Raw genomic sequence first — 24,500 nt, 5'->3', positions numbered from 1 at the left:
GGCTGTTCGACAAAATTTCCCGGAAAGATCTCAGATCGACACCCGGTACCTATTGCGCTGGGACACGCGGAAGGATTTAGTCGAGCTTCACAATGCATTGTCGGGCACTGTACAAATGAATTGGCAACGTGCCGTACGAAGGGACCGATATTCGTGGCGCAGAAGGTCGTGGTCACTCTCTTTGACGACATCGACGGCTCGGAAGCGGCGGAAACGATCGCCTTCGGACTCGACGGCAAGTCGTACGAGATCGACCTGAATCAAGTCAATGCCGAGAAACTGCGTAAGGCGCTCGAGCCGTACGTGGAGGCCGGTCGCAAGCGGTCCAGGTCGGGCAAGGCGTACCGGCAGACCGAGGTCGCTCCCGACCCGGCGGCGGTACGGGCCTGGGCCCAGGCCAACAAGATGGACGTCCCCGCCCGCGGACGGATCCCCAAGAAGGTCTACGAGGCGTTCACCGAGGCCCAGTGAGGACCTGTCGACGCCGGGTCACCCGCCCCTCGGGACAACCGACTTGCGTTGCACCCCACCTGGTCAGCTAGAGTCTGGAGCACGCCGAGGGGCGAGGCCGAAAAGGCCCAGCTCACGGAGTACATGCGGGTGTAGTTCAGTAGTAGAACATCCCCCTTCCAGGGGGAAGGCGCAGTGTGCAATTCCTGTCACCCGCTCTGCACCGCCGATCCGACCCAGTGTTGTGGATCAGGTAGGATGGTGCCCGCGCCGATCGGTGAAAGCCGGTCGGAGGCAATGCGGACGTAGCTCAGTTGGTAGAGCGCAACCTTGCCAAGGTTGAGGTCGCGAGTTCGAGCCTCGTCGTCCGCTCTGAATCAAGCCCTCCGGTTCCGCCGGGGGGCTTTTTCATGTCCATGGCTCCCGCCCGGTGGCCGTCCGGTCGTCTGACATTTGTCATACGGAGTGGTGACAGCGCGCACTGCTGTCGCGCCCGGTCCGCCGGGACGCTGGTTTCATGAACACCGACGAACACGAACACGTGATTGAGGTCACCGACCTACGGCGTGTGTACGGGGGCGGGTTCGAGGCGGTGCGGGGGATCAGTTTCTCCGTGCGCCGCGGAGAGGTCTTCGCGCTGCTCGGCACAAACGGAGCCGGAAAGACCTCCACCGTCGAACTCCTCGAGGGGCTCGCCCGGCCGACCGACGGACGGATCCGCGTCCTCGGACACGATCCGTACACCGAGCGGGCCGCCGTACGCCCGCGGACCGGGGTGATGCTCCAGGAGGGCGGCTTCCCGTCCGAGCTGACCGTCGACGAGACCGCGCGCATGTGGGCCGGCTGCGTCAGCGGGGCCCGGCCACCACTGGAGGTGCTGGAACTCGTCGGGCTCGCCCGGCGGACCGGCGTACGGGTCAAGCAGTTGTCCGGAGGCGAGCGGCGGCGCCTCGACCTGGCACTCGCGCTGCTCGGCGACCCCGAGGTGTTGTTCCTCGACGAGCCGACGACCGGCCTCGACGCCGAAGGGCGCCGGGACACCTGGGAGTTGGTGCGGGCCCTGCGCGACCGGGGGACGACCGTGCTGCTCACCACGCACTACCTGGAGGAGGCCGAGGATCTCGCCGGTCGGCTGGCGATCCTCCATGAGGGGCGGATCGCGGTCACGGGGACACCGGCCGAGGTGACCGCCTCCCAGCCGGCGCGGATCTCGTTCGAGCTGCCGGACGGGTACTTCGTGGGAGACCTGCCACCGCTGGGGGAGCTGGGCGTGTGCGGGCACGAGGTCGACGGGAGTTTCGTACGGCTGCGGACGCGGGAGTTGCAGCGGGCGGCCACCGGGCTGCTGGTGTGGGCCGAGCGGGCCGGCATCGAACTGCGGCGGCTCGATGTGCGGTCGGCCTCGCTGGAGGAGGCGTTCCTCGGGATCGCTTCACGTGAGGAGGTCTCGGTATGAGCATGGTCACCACCCCCGCGGGCAGGCTGGGCGCCCTGGCCCGCGCCGAGTTCACGCTGCTCGGACGCAGCAAGGCCACACTCGTCACGGCCGTGCTGGTGCCGCTCGCGCTGCCGTTCACGCTGCGTTCCGTCGTGGACGGCATGGACGTCCAGGATGTCGGCCTCAGCGTCGGCCTGGTACTGCTGCCGGCCTCGATCGGCTTCGCCCTGCTGTTCGGTGTGTACAGCGCCCTCGTCGCGATCTACACCGCCCGGCGCGAGGAGTTGGTGCTGAAGCGGCTGCGCACCGGGGAACTGCGCGATGTCGAGATCCTCTGCGGGACCGCGCTGCCGATCGGCGCCACCGGGCTCGCCCAGTCCCTGGTGCTGGTCGCCGCGTGCACCGCCCTGCTCGACATGCCCGCGCCGCACGCTCCCTTTCTCGCCGTCCTGGGGCTGCTGTCGGGGCTGGTGATGTGCGTGGCGCTCGCGGCCGTGACGGCGGCCGTGACCCGGACCGTGGAGAGCGCCCAGGTCACCACCTTGCCGTTCGTAGTGGTCTCGATGGCCCTGTCCGGCGTCACCGTCCCCCTGGAGATGCTGCCCGACACCTTCGCGTCGGCGTGCGAACTGCTGCCCCTGTCACCCGTGATGACCCTGGTCCGCGGCGGCTGGACCGGCACGCTCTCCACGCACGACACCCTGGGCGCCATCGGAACCGCACTGGCCTGGACCGTGCTGGCCGTGTTTGCTGTACGGCGGTGGTTCCGGTGGGAGCCGAGGCGCTGACGTACGGGGAGAGCATGCGCGAGGCAGGGGGCTGGTGGCGGCGCAAGAGCACACCGGCGAAGGTCGAGACGTACACGCGCTGGTCGTTCCACTTCTTCGCGGTGATCTACGTCGCCTCGATCGGCCTGCCGGTCTTCGGGCAGGTGCGGGGACAGCTCTCGGTCTGGCTGGTGCTGCTGGTGTGCGTGCATGCCGTGATGTGCGCGGTGACCGCGTCACGGGCGCTCGACTGGACGCGTGGGCGGCGTGAGCAGCCGGTACGGACGCTGTGGGCGCTCGGGGCGGTCACGCTCGCCATCGCCGTCGCGGTGATCGGCATCGCCGAGCGGGGCCCGCGGGACGACGGTCTCGGCACGGCGGTGAGCGCGGTCTTCGTGGGCGTGCTGACCTTCGCGGCCGGCATCGGCGCGCTCGGTGTCCGCAGGCGCCGGCGGGTGCTCGCGCTGGTGGGCGGCTTCGCCGCGGGCGCCGCGCTAGGCGGCTTTCCCCTGGGCTACGCCGTCCCGGAATCCCTGGTCACCGGCGTCGTGGTGCTGGTCGCCGCCGGATTCCTTGCCTTCACCTCCGTCTTCTCCGTCTGGCTCCTGAACGCCTTCTACGAACTCGACGCCGCCCGCGAGACCCGCGCCCGGCTCGCCGTCGCCGAGGAACGGCTGCGGTTCGGACGGGACCTGCACGATGTGATGGGGCGGAACCTGGCCGTGATCGCGCTGAAGAGCGAACTGGCCGTGCAGCTGGCGCGCCGGGGACGCGAGGAGGCGCTGGACCAGATGACCGAGGTGCAGCGGATCGCGCAGGAGACACAGCGCGAGGTGCGGGATGTCGTACGGGGATACCGGGAAGCCGATCTCGGGACCGAACTCACCGGAGCGCGAGGGGTGTTGACCGCCGCCGGCATCGACTGCGAGGTCACCGGGGAGCCGGCCGGGCTGCCCGCCGAGGTGCAGTCGGCGCTCGGCTGGGTGGTCCGGGAGGCCACCACGAACGTGCTGCGGCACGGGGACGCCAAGCGATGCCTGGTGGCCGTGCTCAGGGAGGAGGAGCGGGTGGTGCTGACCGTGGAGAACGACGGGGTCCTGAGATCGACGGGCCCCGGTGGGTCCGGGCTCGCGGGGCTGCGGGAGCGGCTCGCGGCGGTGGCCGGGACGCTGGAGGCGGGGCCGGTGCGTGAGGGTGTGTTCCGGCTGGTGGCCCAGGTGCCGCTGATGACACAGGAGGGGGCCGCGTGAGCGTGCGGATACTGCTCGCCGACGACGAGCATCTGATCCGGGGTGCGCTCGCCGCGCTGCTCTCTCTGGAGGACGACCTGGCGATCGTCGCGGAGGCGGCCACCGGCCCCGAGGCGCTGGCGATGGCCCGGGCGCACGGACCCGACGTCGCCGTACTGGATCTCCAGATGCCCGGCGCGGACGGTGTGAGGGTCGCCACATCCCTGCGGACCGAGCTGCCCTCGTGCAAGGTGCTGATCGTCACCAGCCATGGGCGTCCTGGGCATCTCAAGCGGGCTCTGGAGGCCGGTGTGCGGGGGTTCGTCCCGAAGACCGTGAGCGCGCAGCGGCTCGCGGAGATCATCCGCACGGTGCACGCGGGAAACCGTTACGTGGACCCCGAGTTGGCCGCCGACGCGATCTCCGCCGGGGACTCGCCGCTGACCGTGCGGGAGGCCGAGGTACTGGAACTCGCCGCCGACGGGGCTCCCGTCGCGGAGATCGCGGAACGGGCCGCGCTGTCGCAGGGGACCGTGCGGAACTATCTGTCGTCGGCCGTCTCCAAGCTCGGCGCCGAGAACCGGCACGCGGCCGTGCGGCTCGCACGCGAGCGAGGTTGGGTATAGTGGTTCTCGCGCCACGGCGCATGCGAACGTAGCTCAGTTGGTAGAGCGCAACCTTGCCAAGGTTGAGGTCGCGAGTTCGAACCTCGTCGTTCGCTCTGTTTCGGCAAAGGCCCCCGGTTCTCACCGGGGGCCTTTCGCGTTACGACCAGCTCGTGCCCGTCAGGCGCTCGTACGCCTCGATGTACTTGGCGCGGGTGCGGTCCACGACCTCCTGCGGCAGCGGCGGCGGGGGCTGCTCGCTCTTGCGGTCCCAGCCGGACTCCGCCGAGGTCAGCCAGTCGCGCACGAACTGCTTGTCGTACGACGGCTGCGCGTGCCCCGGCTCCCACTGGTCGGCCGGCCAGAAGCGGGAGGAGTCCGGGGTGAGGACCTCGTCCGCGATGACGAGGGTCTGTCCGTCGAAGCCGAACTCGAACTTGGTGTCCGCGAGGATGATCCCGCGGTCCCGGGCGATGTCCCGGCCCCGCGAGTACACGGCGAGGGTCGCCTGGCGCAGCTGGGCGGCGGTGTCCGCGCCGACCTGGCGGGCGACCTCCTCGTACGAGACGTTCTCGTCGTGCTCGCCGACGGCGGCCTTGGTGGCCGGGGTGAAGATCGGGGCGGGCAGCTCGCTGCCGTCCGTGAGCCCCTGGGGCAGGGCGAGGCCGCAGACCGTGCGGGACTCGTTGTACTCCAGCAGGCCCGAGCCGGTGAGGTAGCCGCGGGCGACGGCCTCCACGGGGATCATCTGGAGCGATTTGCAGACCAGGGTGCGGCCGGCCCAGTCGGCGGGGGCGCCTTCCGGTACGTCCGTGCTCAGGACGTGGTTCGGCAGCAGGTCGGCGATCTGGTCGAACCACCACAGTGACAGCTGGGTGAGGACGCGGCCCTTGTCGGGGATCTCGGTCGGCAGCACCCAGTCGAAGGCGGAGATACGGTCACTGGCGACCATCACGAGGTCGCCCGCCTCGTTCTGGTACAGCTCGCGCACCTTGCCGGTGTGCAGGTGCACCAGGCCCGGAACCTGGAGCGGCTCGGGCTTTTCTACGAATCCGGACACGGTTCCTCCCCGTGGCTATGTCCAACGGGTCGATTGTCCCGCACAGGCGGCTGACCTTGGACTTGGGGTGTGCAGCGAGTGTTCTGCACGAGCTCAGTCACGCTTGCAGATGCGGTCCAGGAGGTTGGCGGTGGCGCGCTGGACGCGGGCGTCGACATGGCCCGGGCGGTCCAGTGCCGGGGACCAGGCGAAGGTGCCGGAGGCGAAGACGAGCGCGCCGGAGGGGGCGCGGTAGAGGGAGGTCTCCTGGTGGCGCTGGGCGCCCTCGCTGTCGGCGTACGGCGAGTGGGCGAGCAGGATGCGGTCGTCGTGCTCGGGGAGCGGGGCCCGCGGGAAGTAGCGGTCGGCCTCGCCCGCGACCAGACCGGCCAGCTCCTCGCCCTCCTGGGCGCCGGTCGCCTCCCACAGCCAGTGCTCGGCGTTGCGGACGATCAGCGGGTGCGGCTCGGGCACCCTTCCCGCGTACTGGATGCCGACCAACTGCTGTTCGGGGCGGTCTACTTCGCGCCAGAGCGCCGGTTTTCCCGGCCCCCTGCGTTTTCGGCAGGTGAGCAGGCGATCGGGGACGCCGGACGGCGAGGGGCCCAACTCGACCTGCCAGTACATGGTGTTGGCGGACAGGAAGACCAGGGAGGTACCGCTGTCCCGGGCGCACTCGGCCGTGCGGCGCATGGCCGTCGACCAGTACTCGTCATGGCCGGGGAAGACCAGGCCCCGGTAGCGGGTGGGGTCGAGCCGGCCGGCGTGCAGGTCTCGGGCGTCGGCGTAGGCGAGGTCGTAGCCGTAGCGCTCGGCGAAGCGGATGAAGTCGTAGGCGTGGCCCACATGAAGCGGCAGGCCCGCGCCCGCGTACGGCCGGTCGAAGGAGACCGTGGTCGCGGCGTCGGACTCGCCGAGGAGCCGGCCCTGTTCGTCCCAGGCGTGGTAGAGGCTGGCACCGGTGCGGCCGTCCTCCGGGTAGAGGTTGTACGCCTGCCACGTCACGTCGGGCAGCAGGAGCAGTAAGTCCGCGGGATGGTCGTCCCGGACCGTGAAGGGGATGTGGGAGCGGTAGCCGTCGGCGGTGGTCAGCACGGCGACATAGGCCCCGATGCTCCAGTACGACGGGATCTGGAGTCGCCAGGACAGCCACCAGTGGTGGCAGGAGACCGTGCGGTCCGCGGTCAGCGGCGGGGGCTGGACGATGCCGGAGAGACGGGGGCTGGTGGTGATCTTCGCCGCGCCGTCACCGCCGTAGTGGCCGATGCGGTAGATGTCGACGGCGAACTCCTGCGGCGGGTCGACGGTGATGTGGAAGTCGACGGCCTGACCTGGGGCCACCGCGCCGGTCGAGGTGAAGCCCTTGATCTGACGGCGCACGTCGTCGGCGGAGCGGGGGCCGCCGCCGGGTGCTGTGCGGGGGGCCGCGCGTGGGGCTGTGCGGGGGGCGGGGATGTAGGGGGCGCCGTCCTTCGGGGTGTGGGCGGGGTCCGTCTCGACGTACCAGGGGACCACCTGGCCGGTGTCGTCGAAGTACGTCTCACTGCCGCGCAGCCAGGGGACGGGGCCCAGGCCGAAGGGGTCCGTGACGGCGTGCGCGAGTGCTCCCGACTCCCAGCGGCGGATGTGCTCCGGTCCCGGTCCCGGTCCGGGCGCTGGCGCTGGTTCTGACCCTGGCCCTGGCCCCATGGTCGCTCCCCTCCCTCGTGCCCCCGTCGTTCGGCGTGCGGTGCGGTTTCTGGTGCGGTGCGGTGCGGTGCGGTTTGTGGTGCGGTGCGGTGTGCGTGCTGTTGCGAGTGTCGTGCGGCTGTCCTATGGCGGACGACCATGCCATGTGCGCGATCGGTCCCAGCACATCACATTCCGCGCCCAGGCTGTCACTATTCGTTGCGAATTAGCCAAAAGTGGAGGCGGGCATTCCACCTCTGTCAGACGAGGCGTACCGGCTTCTCGGGGCGTATCCCCGACTTGACCAGCCAGGCGCGCAGAGGGGCCGGGTCGCCGTCCTCCACGAGGCTCAGGACGCGCGGGGCGAGGTCCGCCGCGCGTTCGCCGTTGATGAGCAGGGACGGGCCGTCGAGCCAGTCCAGGCCCGGGGTGGCGCCGGCGGTGTCGATCGCGGCGCAGCAGACCATCGCGGTGACGTGGTCGGTGAGGAGTTCCCGGGCGCTGCGCGGGGGCTGGAGCGGGAAGAGGGGGAGGGCGGTGTCGTCCCAGGGGGTGGCCTCGGGGGTGGTGGTGCGGGGGCGGGGGGCAGCGGCTTCCTCACGGGCGAGCTCGGCGGTGAGCGCGGCGGCGAGGGTCTCGGCTTCGCCTTCACTGCTTCCGGCTGCGGCTGCGTCTCCGGCTACCTCACCGGTGCCATTTTCGTCGCCGGGTGCGGGTGCCCCCTGCGGGGCGGTCTCACCGTCGGCCACTGCGGGGGCGTCCGGCGGAGCTGGTGTGTTCGGTGCGGATGCGGGCGCGGGTTCGTCGGGCGGGGGTGGGTTGCCCTGTACGGCCACGCGATCGCCCGGCGGAACCGGGTTGCTCACCGGGTTGCTCTCTACAGCCGTGCGGTCGTCCGGCGAGGCCGGATTGCTCCCCACGGCCGTGCGGTCGTCCGGCCGGGCCGGGTCACGGTCCGCCGCCATGGCGCCGTCCTGCGGAGCCGGTACGGAGTCGGTGGGGGCTGTGTCGCGCAGGGGCGGCGCGGGATCGGTGGCCCCGAGGGCTTGCGGCGCAGTGGGCTCGTGCTGTGCCTCATGGCGGTCGGCCGCCGCGGTCGCTGCGCGGTCCGTCGCCGCGTCGTCGGGCGGCGAAGCCGGTACGCGGTCTGCGGAGGCGGAGGCCGGGGCGTGCGGGTGGGTGGGTGTCGGGTGGGTGGGCCGGTCGGCGGCCCGGGGGTGTGACGTGGGGTCGGCGGGTCGGTCTGCGGGCGCGGGCGCGGGCGGTGGAGCCGGACTTGCAGGCCGGTCTTCGGCGGCGGACTGCGACGCGGGGCCAGCAGGCCCATCGACCGCCGCGGACTGCGACGCAGGACCGGCAGGCCCCTCGACGGCCGCGGACTGCGACATCGGGGCGCCAGGTCGGCGGGCGGCCCCGGGCGGTGAAGTCACACCCGAAGACTCATCGGCAGCCGTGGACTGCGACGCAGGGTCACCAGGTCGGCCGGTGACCGAAGGCGCTGCAACCGCACCCGCAGACTCATCGGCAGCCGTCGACTGCGACGCCGGATCGGCGGACCGCTCGACAGCCGGGGACGGTGCCGCCACACCCGCAGACCCGTCGACAGCCGCGGACTGCGACATCGGAGCGGCGGACCGGTCACCGGCCGCAGGCGCTGCAGCCACACCCGCAGACCCTGCGGTAGCCGGGGACGGTGGCATCGGGGCGGCGAGGGCGTTGGCGGCCGTGGGCTGGGGTGTGGAGGCGGGGGGCTTGGGTGTGGACAGGTGGGCCAGGACTCGGGAGAGGGTGGGGGCGTCGGATTCCGGTGAGGTGGTTCCCAGGGTGCGGCGCACGCCCTGGGCGTCGAGGACTCGGTGGAGGCGGGCCGCGTCGAGGCGCCACTTCCGGTCCACGACCTCTTCCGGGTACTCCTGCCAGTCCACCGGCGACCAGTCCGGGCCGGTCTCCGCCGGCCCGCCGTGGAAGAGACGGGCGGCGAGCAGGGAGGCGGCCTCGTCGATCGCGCCGGGTTCCTCCAACAGGTCGCACGCGGGGCGCTCACCCAGGCGGGAGGCGAAGCCCTCGGCGAGACGGTCTCGGCGCGACAGCTCGGTGAGGGCGGCCACCACGCCCGCGTCCAGACGGGAGGGCCAGCGGCCCATCCGCCAGGCGGGCAGCGCGACCCGGGTGAGGAGACGGTCCCAGCCCGCGTACGCCAGGCCCACCTGCTCCTGGGCCACGATCCTCAGGCCGTAGTCCACAGCCTGTGCACGCTCGGCGGCCGCGGCGGCGACCCCGCGCTCCATCTGCGTCGCGTGCTCCCGGCAGCTGCGCAGCAGGAGGCGGGCCACCCAGGCCACGCCCGCGCACACCACACGGGTGAGCTGGCAACGGCCGGGGACGGACCCGACGGCCACCGCCGCGTCCAGACCCCGTACGAAACGCCGGGCCGCCGCTATGTCGGGGTGGGCCGAGGGGCCCGTACCGGCGACGACCGGGGCGAGGACCGCGCGCAGTTCGCCGACGCGCATCCACCACAGGAACGGCGAGCCGATGACCAGCACCGGTGCCGCCGGGACACCACGGTGGGAGCCGCGGACGCCCGCGATCTCGTCCCGGCCCTCTTGCGGAGGCGGGCCGTGGGCAGGGTGGGTGCGGTCCTCCAGCCAGCTGTCGCAGTCCGGCGTGAGCGCTATGGCGGAGGGGGCGGGTACGTCCAGCCGGTCGGCGAGGTCGCGCACCATCCGGTACAGGTCGGGCGCGGACTCCTCGGCGATCGCGACAGTCGGACTGAGGGCGGGCCGGGCGCGGGCGACGACCAGGGCGATCGCCCCGGCGGCGAGCAGCACCACGGCTCCGAGCACGCTCATGACCAGCCGGGCGATGTCCCAGAACCCGCCCACGAGATGGCTCGTGGAACCTCCGGCGAGCAGCACCACGGCCACCGCCGCGGGCAGCAGCGCCACGGCCAGCGCACGGCTGCGGATCCGCAGCACGGCGAGGGCCCGGGAGCGCGCGGCCTGCGCGCCCGCCTCCACACCGATACCGGTCATGACCGGACCTCACCCCCTCGCTGCCTTCCTGAATGCCCAGCTGTCCTGGCGTTGCTCACTCCCCCACTGTGGCACCCGCCACTGACACCGCAATGCCGGTGGGCCAAGTGCCGGACCGCTTGCGCCGCACCCTAGTTGGGCCCCGGGCCCCCGTCAGCTGTATGCGGCCCCGGTCACTCGATGGAATGGCTTTGGGGAAAGGTGGATGACGTACAGCAAAGATCAGGCCCCGGATCCTTAGACGGATCCAGGGCCGATCAGGTTGTTCGAGTGCGGGGGGCTCCCAGTCTTCGGGCTTCCCACGCTTCAGGCCTCGTACTTCTCAGACCTGGTACTTCTCAGGCCTGGTACTTCTCAGGCTTCGGACGCCGCCTTCGCCGCGATGTCCGTCCGGTGCTGGGAACCGTCGAGTCGGATACGGCCCACCGCCCGGTACGCGCGCTCGCGGGCCTCGGTGAGGTCCTTGCCGGACGCCGTGACCGACAGGACGCGGCCGCCGGCGCTGACGACGGCGTCACCGTCCCTCCTCGTGCCGGCGTGCAGGACATACGCGTGCGGGGCGTCCTGCTCGGCCACCTCGTCAAGACCGGTGATCGGGTCACCTGTGCGCGGGGTGGCGGGGTAGTTGTGCGAGGCGACTACCACGGTGACCGCGGCCTCCTCGCTCCAGCGCAGCGGCGGCAGGTCCTCGAGGTTGCCGCTCGCGGCGGCGAGCAGGACACCGGCCAGCGGGGTCTTGAGGCGGGCCAGGACGACCTGGGTTTCGGGATCGCCGAAGCGGGCGTTGAACTCGATGACCCGAACACCCCGGGACGTGATCGCGAGACCGGCGTACAGCAGGCCGGAGAAGGGGGTGTCACGGCGGCGCATCTCGTCGACCGTCGGCTGCAGAACCGTCTGCAGGACCTCGTCCACCAGCTTCGGGTCGGCCCAGGGCAGCGGGGAGTACGCGCCCATGCCGCCGGTGTTCGGGCCCTCGTCGCCGTCGAGGGCGCGCTTGAAGTCCTGGGCGGGCTGGAGCGGCAGGACGGTGTCGCCGTCGGTGATGGCGAAGAGGGAGACCTCGGGGCCGTCGAGGAACTCCTCGATGACGACCCGCTCACAGGCGTTCGCGTGGGCCGTCGCGGCCTCGATGTCGCTGGTCACGACGACACCCTTGCCCGCGGCGAGACCGTCGTCCTTGACGACGTACGGGGCACCGAAGGCGTCGAGAGCTTCGGCGACCTCCTCGGGGGTCGTGCAGACGTAGGAGCGGGCGGTCGGCACTCCGGCCGCGGCCATGACCTCCTTGGCGAAGGCCTTCGAGCCCTCGAGCTGCGCGGCCTCCCCGGACGGGCCGAAGACGGCAATGCCCGCCCCACGCACGGCGTCGGCGACCCCCGCGACCAGCGGGGCCTCCGGGCCTACGACGACCAGGTCGGCACCGAGTCGCTGCGCGAGCGCGGTCACCGCCTCGCCGTCGAGGGCGTCGACCGGGTGCAGCTCGGCGACCTCGGCAATGCCGGCGTTGCCGGGTGCGCAGTGCAGTGCGCTGACGTCGGGGTCGAGGGACAGGGAGCGGCACAGGGCGTGTTCGCGGGCGCCGTTACCGATGACGAGGACCTTCACGGGGTCAGCCTAACGGGGTTTTTGTGGGGGGTTCCTACGGGGTGGAGAGAGCGGAGCCGTAGGTTCCTCCAAAGCCGGGCGCCGTTTCGGTACTTCCTTGGGACCTACTCGTTCGTGATCTCCTCCACCACTGTCGCCCCGAGCTCCCGCACGATCAGTTCACGGCCGGAGAGGGCCGACTCGTTGAGGTCGGGGTCGTCGTCCTCGGGGATGTCGTCCTCGATGGAGACGGGCGGGGGTTCCGGAGCGGACCGTTGCGGGGCGGGGGCCGGTGTGGGGGTGGGCGTCGGCCTGGACTGGGTTGCCGGGGCGGACGTCGGCTGGGGGGAGGGCGGGGCCTGGGGGGCCGGGGCGCCGTAGCCTCCTGTGCTGCCGGTGCCGTAGCCGCCGGGGTTGCCCCCTCCGCCGTAGCCACCGCCGCCGGGGTTGCCGCCGTTGAAACCACCGGATGGCGGGGGGGCCGCGCCGCCGCCGGACGGGTCGACGACGGCCTCGATCTTCCACTGGACGCTGAACTGCTCGGAGAGCGCCTGGCGCAGCACCTCCTCGCTGCCGCTGCTCACGAAGTTGTCGCGGGCGCCCGCGTTGACGAAGCCGAGCTGGAGGGTGGTGCCGTCGAAACCGGCCACCTGGGCGTTCTGGCTGAGGAGGATCCAGGTGAAGCGGCGGCGGTTCTTGACCGCTTCCAGGATGTTGGGCCAGAGCTGGCGGGGGTCGAGGCCTCCGGTCGGCGGCGTGTAGGCGGCCGGTGCGGGCGCGGCGGCGGAGGCCGCGGGCGCGGGCTGGGCTGGTGCCGGGGCGGCCGCGGGTCGGTGTGCTGCGGGCGCCGAGGGCTGGCCGCCGCCCGCCGGGGTCGCGGTGGGCCAGCCACCGGGACGCCGACCGCCGCCGGCGGTGGCAGCGGCGGGCCAGGCGCCGGGAGCAGGGCCTGCGGCCGGGGCCGGGGCGGAGGGCTGCTGGTGGGGCTGGTCGGGGTGGGCTGCGGGGGAACGGCTGGAGCTGGGACCGGTCGGAGCAGCAGGGGCGTGGCCCGCGGAAGAACCGTGCGCCGGACCGGCGGACGGGCCCGAGGGCGGGCCGGCGGGGGCGGCCGGGGCGGGGGCTGCCGAGTCGGCCGTAGCGCCGGGGAATCCGCCCGGGCCACCGGGCGGTGTACCCGCCCCCGCGGTCCGGACGGCGGCCCGCGCCGCGGCGGGACCGCCGCCGGGCGGAACCGGAACCGAGGGCGAGGCGGCGACTGAGGGCGGTACGGCGGCCGAATGCGGTACGGCGGCCGTCGAAAGACCCGGGGCAGCTCCCCCGTGCGCCTCCGGCCCCGGCACGTACCCCATCGCGGGGGCGCCACCGCCGGCCGAGAAGTTCACGCCCCGCTCGATGCGGTCGAGGCGGGCCATGACTGAGCGCTCGTCCCCGTAGGCGGCGGGGAGCAGCACGCGCGCGCAGATGAGTTCCAGCTGGAGGCGGGGCGAGTGGGCGCCGCGCATCTCGGTCAGACCTTCGTTGACGAGGTCGGCGGCACGGCTGAGCTCGGCGGCGCCGAAGGTGCCGGCCTGGGCCTGCATGCGCTCGATGACGTCGGCGGGGGCGTCGATGAGCCCCTTCTCGGCGGCGTCGGGAACAGCGGCGAGGATCACCAGGTCCCGCAGCCGCTCCAGCAGGTCGGCGACGAAACGGCGCGGGTCGTTGCCGCCCTCGATGACACGGTCGACGACCTCGAAGGCGGCGGCGCCGTCACCGGTGGCGAAGGCCTCGACGACGGAGTCGAGGAGAGAACCGTCGGTGTAGCCGAGGAGGGACGTGGCCATGGCATACGTCACACCCTCCTCCTTGGCCCCGGCGAGCAGCTGGTCCATGACGGACATGGAGTCACGCACGGAGCCCTGGCCGGCCCGCACGACGAGCGGCAGGACGCCGTCCTCGACGGGAATGTTCTCCTTGCCGCACACCTCGCCGAGGTACTCCCGCAGGGTGCCGGGCGGTACGAGCCGGAAGGGGTAGTGATGGGTCCGTGACCGGATCGTCCCGATGACCTTCTCGGGTTCGGTGGTGGCGAAGATGAACTTGAGGTGCTCCGGGGGCTCCTCGACGACCTTCAGGAGCGCGTTGAACCCGGCCGACGTGACCATGTGGGCCTCGTCGATGATGTAGATCTTGTACCGGCTGCTCGCGGGGCCGAAGAAGGCCTTCTCCCGCAGCTCACGGGCGTCGTCCACACCACCGTGAGAGGCTGCGTCGATCTCGATGACGTCGATGGAGCCCGGGCCGTTCCTGGCCAGGTCCTGGCAGGACTGGCACGTCCCGCAGGGGGTCGGCGTGGGCCCCTGCTCGCAGTTCAGGCACCTGGCGAGGATGCGCGCGCTGGTCGTCTTGCCGCATCCGCGCGGACCGCTGAACAGGTACGCGTGATTGACCCGGTTGTTCCGCAGCGCCTGCTGCAGCGGGTCGGTGACATGCTCCTGCCCGATGACCTCGGCGAATGACTCCGGGCGGTAGCGGCGGTACAACGCGAGAGACGACACGCATACGAGGTTATAGGCGCCCACTGACAACCCGACCCCGCGCGGGCCCCCGTCCGGGAACGCGAACGCCCCCCACGCACCCGCCAGAGCCAACCTACCCTTGCTGCCTTCCGGCCCTGGGGGAGTTCAGTCAGATAGCGCCGCGTGAGGGGCTGCCCAAACAGTACCCGATGGCGAGGGGTGGGAACGAGTTCGCGAGCACTCCTCAACGTCTTGTATTGTTTGCGGCGGAGGATTCGCCTAGAGGCCTAGGGCGCACGCTTGGAAAGCGTGTTGGGGGCAACCCCTCACGAGTTCGAATCTCGTATCCTCCGCCAGTGCCTCACCGGGCACGATGTCGAAGGGCCCCACCGTTCGCGGTGGGGCCCTTCGTCGTTGTCCGTCTCAGTTTCCGTCTCAGTTGGGCTTCAGCCGGTCTTCGGCGGCTCCCAGAGAGCGTCGCCGACTTGTTGGGCGACCTTCCGCAGCAGCGTTCCGGTGACGTGCATGTACCGGGCGCGCATACGGGCCGCTCCCCCGGGCTCCCATCCCATGATCGCGTCGACCACGACGTCCTGGACGCCGAGGATCAGGAGGACGGTCGCGGCGGTGTGGCGAGCGTCATGGAGACGGCCGTCTCGTACGCCAGCGTCTCGCAGTAGCCGCTTCCAGGTGTGGAAGTCGGTGTTCGGGCTGAGGGGGCCACCGATCGGGGAGGCGAAGACGTATCCCTTGCCCTCCCAGTCGACTCCGGCCTCGATTCGCTCCTTCTCCTGCTGCTCCTGGTGCTGACGGAGGAGCTTGATCAGCGGGTCGGGCAGACCGATCGTCCGGCGTCCGGCGCGGGACTTGGTGGACTTGTGCTCTCGGCGGGTCTGCTGCTTCTGGGGGCAGTAGCCAGCTTTACGGCCGCACGGGTCTTTGTCTCCACAGCCGTGGGCGTACCTGGGGCGGAGACGGTTCTTGCGGATGCGGACGTATCCCGCGTCCAGGTCGACGTCTTCCCAGTGGAGCCCGAGCGCCTCCCCCTGGCGGAGGCCGAGCGCCAGGGCGATGACCCACCTCGTGCTGTTGCGGAGCTTGGCGGCCTCGACGAGGAGGCTCTGAACCTCCTCGATCGTGAACGGCTCGATGTCCTCTTCTTCGAGACGCGGCGCCTTGGCGATCTCGGCCACGTTGGTGGCGACGTGTCCCCGTCGCTTGGCCTCGCCGAGGGCGACCCTGATCGTTCGGTGAGCGTGGTGGGCGGTGCCGGCGGAGCTCCCGGCGCCCTGCATCTTCCCGTAGAAGCGCTCCAGGTGTTCAGGCTCCAGCTTGTCGAGCTTGTGGGCGCCCAGGCCGGGGACGAGGTGTACGCGTACGTCGACCTCGTAGCCGTCGTACGTGTTCTCGGAGACGTACGGCTTGGCGATGTTCTCGACCCAGTGCTCAAGCCAGGCTTGCAGGGTCCAGCTCTGGCCCGGCTTCCTGAGCTTCTTGTCGTCCCTCGCCCGCTCCATCTCGCGGACGGCCTTGGTCACTTCGGCCTTGGTCTTGCGCTCGATGTGGCGGCGGTCCGGCTTGCCGTCGTCACGGACTCCGACCGTCACTCGTCCGTGCCACTTGCCGTCTTTGCCGAGGTAGATGGAGGAGGCGCCGTTGGGCTGTCGGGTGCGTGTGTTCTTCTCTGCCATGACGTCCCCCTCAGGCCGCTTCGGCGGGTCGGTGGCGGAGCTTGGTGACGTAGGCGGGTACGGCGTCTGCGGGGACTCGGCGCAGCCGCCCCACCGTGACGGACTCAATCTCTCCGGCGAGGACGAGGCGGAAGCACGTCGTACGACCGATGCGGAGCCGTCTGGCCGCTTCCTCGACGGTCAGGAGGGCCAAGAAGGGGTCGGGCTGCTCGGGCCTGCGGGCAGGGACTCGGGGCTCAGCCACGAGTTGGTTCTCCTTCTGTGCCGGGGGCGGGTTCGAGGGATTCCGACAGCCAGGCTTCGGTGTCGGAGAGGCCGGTTCCGGCGAAGACCCAGTGGGCGAGGACATATGTCGTCTCCGGCTGAGGGTTGGTGGCTTCTGCGGCTTGGGTGCGGCGCCATTCGGCGCGGGCGTTGCGGAGGGCGCCGAGGGTGGTGGAGTAGCGGCGGGACTTGGTGGAGAAGTGGCCGCGGAAGCCGAGCATGTGGGCCCATGCGCGTAGGCGGAGATGTTCGAGGCTCTTGCGGGCGCCGAGGGTCCAGGCGGTTCGGATGAGTTGGCGGGCGTGTTCGCTGATGTCGAGTTGGGCGAGTTCGGCGAGGAACTTGAGGGGGCGGTCGAGGGCGCCGGTCGCGGTTTCGGCGCCCTTGGTGGCGTACTTGGCGATGTAGGCGGCGACGGCTCGTTCGGTGAGCTCCTGGCCGTCGTTGAAGTCGGCGGAGCGGATGGTGCGGACGTCGAGTTGGCGGCCGAAGGTGAAGGTGTGGGTGCGGCCGTTGATGACCGGGCCGTCGACGCGGACCTTGGAGGCGGCGGCTTCTATGGCGTCGGTGAGGAGTTCGGCGGTGGCCCAGGCGGGCGGTGGGGTGTTGCCGCCGCCGGGGCCGTCGATGCGTATGACGGCGTGGAAGTGGACGGCGCCGCGCTTTTGGTACTCGGCGACCTTGGCGAAGGAGACGCGGGCGTGGTCGCGCAGGCGGCGTTGTGAGAGGCCCGCGCGCTTGGCGACTTCCCGGCGCAGGTAGATCGAGAAGCGGCGCCAGAGGGCTCCGGCGTGGGCGTTCCAGAGGACGGCGGCTTCGTAGTCGTAGGTGTCGGGGTTCAGGGGGGTGCCGAGTTGGTCGTCGTCCTGGTCGTGGTGGTGGCCGCAGCGGCAGGGGCGGCCGTCGGTGCGGCGGTTGTGGACGGGGCCGAAGCCGGGGGCGGTGAAGGTGGCGAAGACGCGGGGGTGGGTGCCGACCTGTTCGGGGGTGCCTTTGCCGCCGCGCAGTCCGGAGCTGATCAGGTGGAAGGTGTCGCGGCGGTAGACCTCCGCGCAGGCCGGGCAGCGGGTGGTGCGGCGGTTGTTGCGGCGGACGAGGAGTTGGCCGGCGGGGAGGCTGGTCGAGTCGAGGTGGTGGAGGATGCGGCCGATCTCGCCGGTGGTGGTGTCGAGGTCGTATTCGGTGCGGTGGCCGTCGAGGCGGATGGGATGGGTGCAGCCGCCGAGGCCGGAGAGCTGGCGGAGGATACCCGGGAGCGTGCCCTGGGCGGCCAGGTTCGCGAGTTCCGGCACGGGGGCCGGGGTAGTGCGGGTGAAGATGGCGTTTCTCCTTCTGGCTTGCTCGGTCGGGAGGAACTGGCCCCGGGGCGGCGTAATGCTTGGTCGTGTGCCGCCGCCCCGGAGTCCAAGGGGTTCAGCGGCGGTGCTGATCGCGGAGCATCGAGCGCAGGACCACGGCCGCGATGGCTACGGAGACGGCCGTGACGGCGACGGCGGCCAGGAGCGCGGTGAGGACGACTCCGCCGACGACCAGGGCGACGACCGTCTTCTGATCGATGGACACCGAGGGCAGCGAGCGACGGGCCGGTGCCGGGTCGGTCGTCGTGGTGTGGGTGTGTGCGGACGGCGGGGTGGGGTTGTCGGGGTACTTGGGCAGGAACACGGCGGAGCCTTTCTTATCTACTCGTCTAGGCGTGTGAGCCGTTTATGACGGTCACGCCGGAGCGCGTGCCGGACTCGATGGCGGGGGCGAGGAAGGTGTGCGAGAGCCAGAAGCCGAAGAGGGCGATCAGGACGACGATCCAGGTGCGGACGCCGAGGAACTTGACCGCTCCCCAGGCGAAGAGGCCGAGGACGAAGACGAGCGGCAGGCTGACGGTCACGGGAGGACGGGTCCTTTCAGCGGACGGGGCAGCGGTGGGTGCGGGCGGCCAGTTCGGCGGCGGCGCGGCTGTCGTAGTCGGCGGAGAAGCCGCAGCGCGGAGCGGTGCAGGCGGCGGTGTGCTTCTCGCGGCCCCGGCCGTCGTAGGCGGTGGCCACCTGGACGGGGCCGATACGGGTGACGTTGCGGAAGCGGCGGTTGGCGGTCATGTGGGGGTTCTCCTTTCAGAGTTGGGCGGCGATGGCTTCGGCCATCGGGGCCGGAACGCCGAGGCGGGCGCGGAGGGTTGGGGTGTCGATGGGGACGCCGGTGCGGGTGTGGTGTTCGGCGGCGACCTTGCGGGCGTGGTCGACCAGGGCGACCGGGACGGGGACGGGCGGGGTCGGCGAGGTCGACTCGATGGCGGGTTCGGCGGGCGGGCCGGGTGTGGCTTCGGGCTCGTCCTCCTGGTGCTCGATGAGTTCCGCGCCGTTCTCGTCGGTGGCCGCCTTGGGCGCCGAGTGCGCGAGGAGGGTCCCGCCGAGGAAGGCGACCGCAGGCCAGCCCGCGACGAGGATGCGCAGCCAGGCCGGCACCTTGGTCGTGTCGAGGAGTCCGGCGGTGGCGACGTTGGCGCCGAGGGAGGCGGTGAGGGCGATGACGAACCAGCACCAGGCCGCCGCTTTGGCTGTACCGGAGCGGAGTCGACGCCATGCGGCGACGAGCAGCAGGTCAACGCTGATCGGGTAGGCCCACGCCTTCCATCCGTCCTGTCCGGCCGCCATGGCGATGTCGTGGATGTGGGCGAAGGACAGCGCGGCGGCGATGAGCGCTTGGACCAACACCGCGTCGACGCGGGCGAGATGGACGCGCACAGTCCGGTCTCCTTTCGGGTTCGGGCATGGCAGGGGTAGGGACTTGGCGCGTGGCCGGGGTGGGGTGTGGGTGACTGTCAGTCGGTCACTGGGTGCGGCCTGACGACGGGGGCCGGGGTCTCGACCGGTCGTACGGGCACATCGGGACTGAAGCGCTTGAGCGCGGGCAGGTCGGGCACCAGGTGCGCCGACTCCCGGCAGACCTCTGCGGCGTCACCGAGGGACAGATACGGGGTGCGGATGCGGGACCAGCCGCCGGAGGTGTCGCCCGCGACGGCGAGGCCGGGCAGTTCGGGGGCGATGGCGCAGGCGGCATGGACCGCCTCGGGGGCGATGTCGCCGAGTGCCATCTTGGCGGAGGGTTCGTCGTTGACGCGGTGGCAGACCCGGCCGGTGAGCTGGGCGCGGAGCATGGTGGCGCCCTTGCCGAGTTCGGCGCCGAAGCGCTGCCCGCACACCTCCAGGTAGATGCCGGCCGCGCGGCCGAGCTGGGCGAGGCGGATGAGCTGGGTGACCATCTCGTCCCGCCGTTCCTCGTCCTTGCGCGTCGCAACGAGGAACAGTTCCGCCACCTCGTCGACGAACAGGACGATGGGAACAGGCCGTTCGCTCTCGGGCAGGCCCCAGATGTCGGAGGTGATCTCCTCGTCCGGTGTGCCGGGCGCGATGCCCTGCCGTTCCTTGATCAGGTCGTATCGGTCCTCCATTTCCTTGACCAGGACGGGCAAGAGTTCGGCGGCTTCGTCCGGGTCGGTGGCGAGGGCGGAGAGGCGGGCGGCGAAGGGCGCCAGTTCGACGCCCCGCTTGCAGTCGATGCCGACGAGGGCGACGGGCTGACGGGCGAGTCCGGCAACGAGGTGGCGCAGGTACATGGACTTGCCGGACAGGGTTGCGCCGAGGGTGAGTTGGTGGGGAACGGTCCGGTAGTCCCGTACGAAGGGCGTGGCGTCCTCCCGCAGAGCGACCGGCACCTTGAGGAACCCGGAGTCAGCCTTACTAGGCATCCGGACCCGCCGCAGGACGTCATAGCCGACAAGCCGCAGTTCGACGACACCCGGCTTGACGGTGGTGACGTAGACGGCATGAACTCCCCAGGCGTGCCGCAGCCGTTCAGCCGAGGCGGCGACGTCTGCGGGTTCCTGCCCGGGTGCGAGCCGCAGCCGGATACGCAGCCCGGTCGAGGTCGGCCGTATGAGTCCCCGGCGGGGCGGGACCGGCCGGACTTCTCGCCGAGTAGTGGCCTTCACGGCGAGAACCCGCAGCCGCGAGGGCGCGACGGTCAGGCCGCAGGCCTCCATGACGGAGCTGTACGAGCTGAGCAGGCGGACGGTGGATATCGGGCCGCCGACAGCGGTCCAGTAGAGCGCCGGGTACTTGGCCCGGGTGTAGGCAGCCCCGCCGCCGAGCGCGGCGAGGGGACCACCCACCTCCAGGAGCGTCGTCAGGTCGGTCATCAGGCGGTGGCCCCCATGGCGGCCGGGAACGCGGCCGGGGTGACGGCGGCGGCCCGGTAGGCGATGCCGTGGCGCTGCTGGCCGTTGAACACCGACTCCCACGGCCGGGCGATGAGCCCCGGCAGCGAGACCGGAGCGCCGAGGTTCAGCCCCTCCGAGACACCGCCTTCCGGCACGGTGACCTTGATCAGCGAGGATTCGCCGTCCTCGATGTAGACGACGCCGAGCGTCATCAACGCCTCACCACTGACGGCGTCCTTGGCGATCTCGCCGGTCTGACGGTCGCGGACCTTGGGCTCAGGAGCCTCGGTGAGGAGGATCGTGGCGGCGGAAGTCTCAACACGGATGGTGCGCAAGGCAGTTTCCCTATCTACTCGTCTATACATGTAGCGATCTGCGAACCCGATTTCCCGGGCTCACGACGATCACCCTGCCACACAACTTGCCCACTCGTCTATACGAGTATACATGCTGAGGTGTACGAGTTCGGGAGAGCGTCCCCGCGCACCATCGCAAACCATGACGATCAGGTCGCCGGAAGCTGGTACGAGAGCACGTAGGCGTCCGCCGCCATGACCGTGTCGCACACCTCAACGGCCCGACCCTCCGTGTCGAAGGCGGTGCGGATCAGGTGGATGACGGGCACGCCGGAGGCCAGCCGGAGGGTCTTGACCTCGTCCGGCGAGGGCATCCGGGCCCGGATCTCCTCCTCGAAGTGGTCGAGGCGGTGGCCGAGTTCTTCAAGGCGGGCGTAGATGCCGCCGGGCCCAGGATTGGGTTCGGCGATCTGCGTACCGCGGGCGATGTCGAGGGGCAGGTAGGAGGTAGCGAACTCGACCGGCCGCCCGTCAAGGAGGTACCGCCGGCGCCGGGCGAGTACGCGCCGCACAGAGCCGAGCCGCGTGGAGATGTCCTGACTGGCCTTCTCTTCCTTCACCTCAAGGCTGTCGACCTGAGGATGGCTGCCGACCGTGTCCGCCTCGACAATGAACGCGGACTTCCCCTGCTCCCGATGCCGCCGGGCGAACCGGTCGGAGGCGAGCCGCCGCACGGGCGGACGGGGCCGCACGAAGACACCCTTGCCGTGCTCGGCATGGACGAGTCCTTCCCCCTGGAGGATGGAGAAGGAGTTGCGGACCGTCATTCGGGATACCCCGTAGTGGTCCACAAGCTCCGCCTCGGAGGGCAGCTTCTCGCCCTCTCTGAACCGCCCACGGTCGATGGCCTCACGCAGCTGGTCGGCGATCTGCCGGAAGACCGCACGATCGCTCGTGGGGTCGAGATCACCGAGCTGGCCGGAGGGAAGAGCAGGGGTCACGAGTGCACTCCTTTAGGTATCTAGACGTGTGGGCGAGTGTTGTTGCTACGGTGGAGAGCCTAGCCATCCGAGAGGGCCGAGGAACGTGAGCACAGAACGCCCGCACTCCGTGAGCGTGGCCGGAGTCGTCGTCGACGACTTGGGCCGGGCCCTCCTGATCCAGCGCCGGGACAACGGCAAGTGGGAGCCGCCGGGTGGCGTCCTCGAACCTGAGGAGACCATCCCCGAGGCCCTGCAACGCGAAGTCCTCGAAGAAACCGGCATCAAGATCGCCCTTCCGGCGACTCTGACCGGCGTCTACAAGAACATGACGGGTCTGATCGTCTCCCTGGTGTTCCGCTGCCAGGCCGCCGACGGCACCCCCACCACAGGGGATGAGACCCGCGCACTGCGCTGGGCCACCCGCGAAGAAGTCTCCGAGCTTGCCGACGAGGCATACGCCATCCGCGTCCTGGATTCGATGGACGCGGCGTCTCCACCTGCCATCCGCGCCCATGACGGCGTGAAACTCGTCTAGCCCGAACCCGCTGCACATGGCGGCCTACCAGCACGAAGGAACTTGTATGCACGAGTATACGAGTACAGCCCGGGTCTGGGGGCTCACTTGCCCAGGTTTCCCGGAAGAGGTCAGCCGGGCCCGCCGCTGGACCCGCGACATCCTGCGCGGCTCACCTCTGGCCGAGGACGCCGAGCTGATCGTGAGCGAGCTGAGCGCGAACGCGATCCTCCACACGGCCAGCGGTCAGGAGTCGGGCAGCTTCCATCTGGCCCTGGCGGTATCGGCACAGGTCATCGCGTTGTCGCTGACGGACTGCGGAGGTGCCGGCACTGCCCCGAAGGTCGAGCGCCAGGACCAGGACGCTGAGCACGGCCGGGGCCTGGGCATGGTCAGCGTGATCGCTCACCGGGTCGTGGTCCACGAGAGCGACGGCGGGCACACGGTCACCGCGGAGCTCTTCACGGACTCGCCTGTGGGAGGCCACCCGTGCTGATGGATAAGCCGCAGCGCGGCTACTGGTGCGAGTGCTGGACCGAAGACGTCGCCGAACAGACGCCGCCAGTACTCCGGGCTTCTTTCGACGCCTACTCGGCACCGCAGGCCGACAGATGGGTAGCGGTCGCGCTCCGCACCATCTCACCGGCACTGGATCCCAACGCATCCCAGGAGATGTGGGAATGGCTGTACGACGGCCGCGCCGAAACGAGACGAGCCCTCCTGCGCGCCGAATCCTGCACGGTGTCCCTCACCCAGGCCAACAATCGAATCACCTGGACGATCCGTCCCGTGCTTTTCCTCCCGATCGTTCACCGCCAAGGCAGCGAACTCCCACCCTGTGCCTATGACTTCAAACCCCACCCGACCGATGTCTAGCTTGTGATGCTTTCCGCCTCGTGTCGTGCACACTCTTGGTGCCGTAGGCGGGAACCTCAGCCATCATGCCGTGCCTTGCCGCGGGCGTCAGGGGCAGCTATCGGATCCGACATGCCACAGAGTGTGCCCGTGCTTGGCGACATCCAGCAGAACGAAGCGCAGTGCTGCGCGGGTTGCGCCGCGTTCCTTCATCGCGTGGCAGTTGGGGCATAGGGCGACCATCTGAGAGGGGTGGTCACGGCCTCCCTCCGCGATCCGTTCGACGTGGTCAACTTCCAGAATTGCTTGGCCGTCGTCAGTGACATCCGCTGGCTGACCGCCGCATGTGGGGTTCTCACAGCGGCCCTGGGCTCGCACCAGCACAGCACGCCGAGCGTCCCGAAGGCGCACCGGATCACGGCTGACTCGTTCATTGCGGCGCCCGTAGGTGTCAGCCTCGCGTCGCTCCACTTTGCGTACAAGGGAGCGGTACTCCGCCATGGAGGAGGCTTTACGCGAAGCCAGCATCGCAGCTGCAGGCGCCTCGCTCTCGGTACTCTCGAAGATCTTGGCGCTGATACGTTCGCATTGCTGATGCCTATTTCGTCCAGCCATCACTGGTCGGCCGCACACGGGGCACTGCCGTGCTTCTGCTGCCCGCCCCCTGCCAGGCATTGGCGACCGCACTGGTGGCGCAGCCTCAGGCAGGGCGGCGTGAGCCTCTTCCTGGGCGTCAGCGACTGTCTCCTGCTGGGCGGGCACCGTGGGTTGTGGACCGAGTGGCCTTGCAGGAGTCAAGGGAATGGGCCAGTCGATCTCTGACGCATTCCACGTGGCCAGCTTCCCACGCTGCAACACAGGCCTTCTCGTATACGGGTTGTTCCCACGCCGCGTCACGCGCTTGCTGGATGACGAGGTTCCGTTGGGTACCTCACCCGTCGCCCCGACCAGTCGCTGCTCTATCTCCCTGTCGAGTGCAGCCACTCGTTTGCGGAGACGCATGACGACGTCTGCATTGCCCAACTGCTGGTTATAGATGATGCGTTGTGCGGCACTCCGGCGCTGCCTGACGAGACGATCAATCTGCTTGTCGGCCATTGGGCTCCTGGAGGTGCATCCCGACGGAGGTACTCATCGTAAGTGCATGGCGCCCTGCGCAGGAGTGAATCTCGACCTAGGGCCAGCGACGGCGAGCGTCGCTTCCATGACCGCAGTCGCAGACAACGAACCGAGGTTAGAACAGAACGAGTGAGTTACAACTTTCTCTACTGGTTCAAGCACCCGTCGTCGCTTCGCTCCTCCGGGCGGGACAGTGGGCCGCCCCCCCACCAAAAAAAATACCACTCACACCGACCACAACAAAAAAAG

The 24,500-nt window shown here is 70.4% G+C and carries 24 protein-coding genes, 4 tRNA genes and 1 other RNA gene; 12 read left to right on the top strand and 17 right to left on the bottom strand.

What is annotated here, in order from left to right; genetic code table 11:
• The first annotated feature begins 153 nt into the window (after positions 1 to 153).
• The 8 genes from ABZT93_RS30550 (at position 154) to ABZT93_RS30515 (ending at position 4,605) form a co-directional block, all read left to right on the top strand.
• The gene (locus tag ABZT93_RS30550) at positions 154 to 471 is read left to right on the top strand and encodes an Lsr2 family protein (protein ID WP_356110782.1); all 318 of its coding nucleotides are present in this window, start codon (positions 154 to 156) and stop codon (positions 469 to 471) included.
• A gap of 125 nt (positions 472 to 596) precedes the next feature.
• Positions 597 to 668, top strand: a tRNA-Gly gene (locus tag ABZT93_RS30545).
• A gap of 81 nt (positions 669 to 749) precedes the next feature.
• Positions 750 to 822: transfer RNA gene (locus ABZT93_RS30540), tRNA-Gly, on the top strand.
• 145 nt (positions 823 to 967) lie between these two features.
• Positions 968 to 1,906: an ABC transporter ATP-binding protein gene (locus ABZT93_RS30535; RefSeq protein ID WP_356110780.1), complete on the top strand. Its 939-nt coding sequence runs from the start codon at positions 968 to 970 to the stop codon at positions 1,904 to 1,906.
• On the top strand, positions 1,903 to 2,676 hold the full coding sequence (locus tag ABZT93_RS30530) for an ABC transporter permease (protein WP_356110778.1): 774 nt from the start codon (positions 1,903 to 1,905) through the stop codon (positions 2,674 to 2,676). Before ABZT93_RS30535 ends, ABZT93_RS30530 begins: the two co-directional genes overlap by 4 nt.
• Positions 2,677 to 2,690: 14 nt before the next feature.
• Positions 2,691 to 3,905 carry a histidine kinase gene (locus ABZT93_RS30525; protein WP_356110777.1) on the top strand — a complete coding sequence of 405 codons (1,215 nt, stop codon included), beginning with the start codon at positions 2,691 to 2,693 and terminating at the stop codon, positions 3,903 to 3,905.
• Positions 3,902 to 4,510, top strand: coding sequence for a response regulator transcription factor (locus tag ABZT93_RS30520; RefSeq protein WP_356110776.1), 609 nt, complete (start codon positions 3,902 to 3,904; stop codon positions 4,508 to 4,510). The genes ABZT93_RS30525 and ABZT93_RS30520 overlap by 4 nt, the downstream gene beginning before the upstream one ends.
• Positions 4,511 to 4,532: 22 nt before the next feature.
• A tRNA-Gly gene (locus tag ABZT93_RS30515) sits at positions 4,533 to 4,605 on the top strand.
• 44 nt (positions 4,606 to 4,649) lie between these two features.
• Here the strand turns inward: ABZT93_RS30515 and ABZT93_RS30510 are convergent.
• The 6 genes from ABZT93_RS30510 to ffs form a co-directional block, all read right to left on the bottom strand.
• Positions 4,650 to 5,549 (bottom strand): phosphoribosylaminoimidazolesuccinocarboxamide synthase, encoded by a 900-nt coding sequence (locus ABZT93_RS30510; RefSeq protein WP_356110774.1) that lies wholly within the window; start codon positions 5,547 to 5,549, stop codon positions 4,650 to 4,652.
• A gap of 93 nt (positions 5,550 to 5,642) precedes the next feature.
• A complete protein-coding gene (locus ABZT93_RS30505) occupies positions 5,643 to 7,217 on the bottom strand; it encodes a N,N-dimethylformamidase beta subunit family domain-containing protein (protein WP_356110772.1) in 1,575 nt (524 codons plus the stop codon).
• Between the two features lie 239 nt (positions 7,218 to 7,456).
• Positions 7,457 to 10,231, bottom strand: a complete 2,775-nt coding sequence (locus ABZT93_RS30500) for a hypothetical protein (RefSeq protein ID WP_356110770.1) — start codon at positions 10,229 to 10,231, stop codon at positions 7,457 to 7,459.
• A gap of 354 nt (positions 10,232 to 10,585) precedes the next feature.
• A complete protein-coding gene (purD, locus tag ABZT93_RS30495; protein ID WP_356110768.1) occupies positions 10,586 to 11,839 on the bottom strand; it encodes a phosphoribosylamine--glycine ligase in 1,254 nt (417 codons plus the stop codon).
• A gap of 104 nt (positions 11,840 to 11,943) precedes the next feature.
• Entirely contained in the window at positions 11,944 to 14,358 is a 2,415-nt protein-coding gene (locus tag ABZT93_RS30490; protein ID WP_356110766.1) for a DNA polymerase III subunit gamma and tau, read from the bottom strand.
• A 58-nt stretch (positions 14,359 to 14,416) separates the two neighbouring features.
• Positions 14,417 to 14,515: signal recognition particle sRNA small type (gene ffs / locus ABZT93_RS30485), an RNA gene on the bottom strand.
• A 72-nt stretch (positions 14,516 to 14,587) separates the two neighbouring features.
• Between ffs and ABZT93_RS30480 the strand changes: the two genes are divergently transcribed.
• A tRNA-Ser gene (locus tag ABZT93_RS30480) sits at positions 14,588 to 14,675 on the top strand.
• Positions 14,676 to 14,765: 90 nt separating this feature from the next.
• Here ABZT93_RS30480 and ABZT93_RS30475 read toward each other — a convergent pair.
• From ABZT93_RS30475 to ABZT93_RS30430, 10 genes are all read right to left on the bottom strand, one after another.
• Positions 14,766 to 16,010, bottom strand: a complete 1,245-nt coding sequence (locus tag ABZT93_RS30475; RefSeq protein ID WP_356110764.1) for a tyrosine-type recombinase/integrase — start codon at positions 16,008 to 16,010, stop codon at positions 14,766 to 14,768.
• 10 nt (positions 16,011 to 16,020) lie between these two features.
• The gene (locus ABZT93_RS30470) at positions 16,021 to 16,254 is read right to left on the bottom strand and encodes an excisionase family DNA-binding protein (protein ID WP_356110762.1); all 234 of its coding nucleotides are present in this window, start codon (positions 16,252 to 16,254) and stop codon (positions 16,021 to 16,023) included.
• A complete protein-coding gene (locus ABZT93_RS30465) occupies positions 16,247 to 17,566 on the bottom strand; it encodes a replication initiator (RefSeq protein ID WP_356110761.1) in 1,320 nt (439 codons plus the stop codon). Before ABZT93_RS30465 ends, ABZT93_RS30470 begins: the two co-directional genes overlap by 8 nt.
• 121 nt (positions 17,567 to 17,687) lie before the next feature.
• Positions 17,688 to 17,936 (bottom strand): SpdD protein, encoded by a 249-nt coding sequence (locus ABZT93_RS30460; RefSeq protein WP_356110759.1) that lies wholly within the window; start codon positions 17,934 to 17,936, stop codon positions 17,688 to 17,690.
• A 25-nt stretch (positions 17,937 to 17,961) separates the two neighbouring features.
• On the bottom strand, positions 17,962 to 18,156 hold the full coding sequence (locus ABZT93_RS30455; RefSeq protein WP_356110757.1) for a hypothetical protein: 195 nt from the start codon (positions 18,154 to 18,156) through the stop codon (positions 17,962 to 17,964).
• A 16-nt stretch (positions 18,157 to 18,172) separates the two neighbouring features.
• Positions 18,173 to 18,364 (bottom strand): mobile element transfer protein, encoded by a 192-nt coding sequence (locus ABZT93_RS30450; protein ID WP_356026274.1) that lies wholly within the window; start codon positions 18,362 to 18,364, stop codon positions 18,173 to 18,175.
• Positions 18,365 to 18,379: 15 nt separating this feature from the next.
• The gene (locus tag ABZT93_RS30445; protein ID WP_356110755.1) at positions 18,380 to 19,009 is read right to left on the bottom strand and encodes a DUF2637 domain-containing protein; all 630 of its coding nucleotides are present in this window, start codon (positions 19,007 to 19,009) and stop codon (positions 18,380 to 18,382) included.
• Positions 19,010 to 19,086: 77 nt separating this feature from the next.
• Positions 19,087 to 20,463, bottom strand: a complete 1,377-nt coding sequence (locus tag ABZT93_RS30440) for an FtsK/SpoIIIE domain-containing protein (RefSeq protein WP_356110753.1) — start codon at positions 20,461 to 20,463, stop codon at positions 19,087 to 19,089.
• The gene (locus ABZT93_RS30435) at positions 20,463 to 20,819 is read right to left on the bottom strand and encodes a hypothetical protein (RefSeq protein WP_057608710.1); all 357 of its coding nucleotides are present in this window, start codon (positions 20,817 to 20,819) and stop codon (positions 20,463 to 20,465) included. The genes ABZT93_RS30440 and ABZT93_RS30435 overlap by 1 nt, the downstream gene beginning before the upstream one ends.
• A gap of 170 nt (positions 20,820 to 20,989) precedes the next feature.
• Positions 20,990 to 21,781, bottom strand: a complete 792-nt coding sequence (locus tag ABZT93_RS30430; RefSeq protein ID WP_062025424.1) for a GntR family transcriptional regulator — start codon at positions 21,779 to 21,781, stop codon at positions 20,990 to 20,992.
• 109 nt (positions 21,782 to 21,890) lie between these two features.
• Between ABZT93_RS30430 and ABZT93_RS30425 the strand changes: the two genes are divergently transcribed.
• Genes ABZT93_RS30425 through ABZT93_RS30415 form a run of 3 tightly spaced genes read left to right on the top strand, consistent with a single transcriptional unit; the run spans position 21,891 to position 23,153 of the window.
• Complete coding sequence (locus ABZT93_RS30425) at positions 21,891 to 22,298, top strand: NUDIX hydrolase (RefSeq protein WP_356110903.1); 408 nt, start codon at positions 21,891 to 21,893, stop codon at positions 22,296 to 22,298.
• A 46-nt stretch (positions 22,299 to 22,344) separates the two neighbouring features.
• A complete protein-coding gene (locus tag ABZT93_RS30420; RefSeq protein WP_356110751.1) occupies positions 22,345 to 22,773 on the top strand; it encodes an ATP-binding protein in 429 nt (142 codons plus the stop codon).
• A complete protein-coding gene (locus tag ABZT93_RS30415) occupies positions 22,773 to 23,153 on the top strand; it encodes a hypothetical protein (RefSeq protein WP_356110902.1) in 381 nt (126 codons plus the stop codon). The genes ABZT93_RS30420 and ABZT93_RS30415 overlap by 1 nt, the downstream gene beginning before the upstream one ends.
• Positions 23,154 to 23,240: 87 nt before the next feature.
• Here the strand turns inward: ABZT93_RS30415 and ABZT93_RS30410 are convergent, their stop codons facing one another.
• Positions 23,241 to 23,633, bottom strand: coding sequence for an HNH endonuclease signature motif containing protein (locus ABZT93_RS30410; protein WP_356110749.1), 393 nt, complete (start codon positions 23,631 to 23,633; stop codon positions 23,241 to 23,243).
• Between the last annotated feature and the right edge of the window lie 867 nt (positions 23,634 to 24,500).

The organism is Streptomyces sp. NPDC005303 (assembly GCF_040607335.1).
GTDB lineage: Bacteria > Actinomycetota > Actinomycetes > Streptomycetales > Streptomycetaceae > Streptomyces.
The sequence above is the reverse complement of the archived record's forward strand: the minus strand, read 5'-3'. Positions and strand labels throughout refer to the sequence as shown.